This window comes from Pseudomonas avellanae BPIC 631, from assembly GCF_000444135.1.
Classification (GTDB): domain Bacteria; phylum Pseudomonadota; class Gammaproteobacteria; order Pseudomonadales; family Pseudomonadaceae; genus Aquipseudomonas; species Aquipseudomonas avellanae.
On record NZ_ATDK01000021.1, the window covers coordinates 1 to 1,051 of the forward strand.

Consider the following 1,051-nt stretch of genomic DNA (forward strand, 5'->3'; position numbering starts at 1 on the left):
AAATAGTCTGCTCAAGCGAGGGTGTCTCCCACTAATGACAAGCTCCCACGCCCCCGTAGGCCTAGCGCCCGGTGGGGTCTATGTACTGGGCTGAATAATCAGCCGAGTCAATTTCCAGATCGGCGAACAAACGAGGTAGGGATTCAGGCTCGGGGCAACTCCCTCAAATTGAGGAAGTTAAACGGCGTCCTAAAACAACCACAGTAGAAACACTCCCACCGACGGTGGAAACCTTGGCTTTCCCGTCGATCTAGCCGAGCACTCGACATGTAGTGATACGGGTATACCTCAGAAGACTCATCCCCGCATGCTGATAAAGACTCTGATCCGTGCTGATATGAATCGCTTGACAACTCAAATCACCACACATATTATCACTACACCCAAATCAACACGAGTGCTTTGCCATGATGATCCGTGCATATCTCCGAGCATCCACTATCGAGCAAGATGCCACCCGCGCTAAAGAGCTGTTACGCTCCTTCACTCTAGAGCATGGGCAGCGTGTGGCGAGCTGGTACACCGAGAATGAATCCGGGGCCACACTTGAGCGCCCAGAGCTGTTCCGCCTGCTCTCTGACTGCGAGCCGGGAGACGTGCTGCTGGTTGAGCAGGTAGACCGACTGGCACGCCTGAACGAATCAGACTGGCTGAAACTCCGGGGCGAACTGCAATCCAAGGGTGTGCTGGTTGTTGCCTTGGACCTGCCTACCTCACATCAGGCTATGCAGCCTGCGCGCAAGGGTGACGACTTCACAGGCCGGATGCTGGGCGCAATCAATACGATGCTGCTGGATATGCTCGCTGCTGTAGCCCGTAAGGATTATGAGGACCGTCGTCGTCGTCAAGCTCAGGGCATTGAAAAGGCCAAGGCTGGGGGTGCGTACAAGGGCAGACAGGTAGATGAGAGCTTGCACCAGCGTGTGCGTGAGCTGCTGGCCGATGGCAAGAGCATACGTAAAGTAGCTGAGCTGGTTGGATGCAGCACACAGACTGTGCAGCGCGTTAAGCGGGAGCTAGACGTACCGGCATGAGCGCGCCCGTAACCCCT

General features: G+C 55.8%; 1 protein-coding gene. It reads left to right on the top strand.

Annotated features, from left to right (window positions below; genetic code table 11):
- Nucleotides 1–407 precede the first annotated feature (407 nt).
- Entirely contained in the window at nt 408–1,034 is a 627-nt protein-coding gene (locus tag DW49_RS0100875) for a recombinase family protein (RefSeq protein WP_024421064.1), read from the top strand.
- Nucleotides 1,035–1,051: the final 17 nt, after the last annotated feature.